General features: G+C 62.2%; 1 protein-coding gene. It reads right to left on the bottom strand.

Annotated elements, in window-relative coordinates:
* A partial coding sequence (xpt, locus tag AC1DCG_RS25225; protein ID WP_477041772.1) for a xanthine phosphoribosyltransferase occupies nucleotides 1-337 on the bottom strand: 337 nt, incomplete at its 3' end.
* Nucleotides 338-360 lie beyond the last annotated feature (23 nt).

Below are 360 nucleotides of genomic sequence, written 5' to 3'. Positions count from 1 at the left end.
GCACCCGAGCCAACGATTCCACGCGATAACCCTGGGCATCCAGTTCCGCACGGCCACCCTGGAACGACTTCTCGATCACGATGCCCAGACCGGCCACGGTCGCGCCGGCCTGTTTGATGATCGAGATCAGCGCTTGCGAAGCCTTACCGTTGGCCAGGAAGTCGTCGATGATCAGCACGCGGTCGCTGTTGGTCAGGTGACGCGGGGAGATCGCCACAGTGCTTTCGGTCTGCTTGGTGAACGAGTAGACCGTCGCCGACAGCAGGTTTTCAGTCAGGGTCAGGGACTGATGCTTGCGCGCGAAAATCACCGGTACGCCGAGGTTCAGGCCGGTCATGATCGCCGGGGCGATACCCGAGG

The sequence above is a fragment of the Caulobacter sp. 10L414 genome, assembly GCF_056395525.1.
The sequence above is the reverse complement of the archived record's forward strand: the minus strand, read 5'-3'. Positions and strand labels throughout refer to the sequence as shown.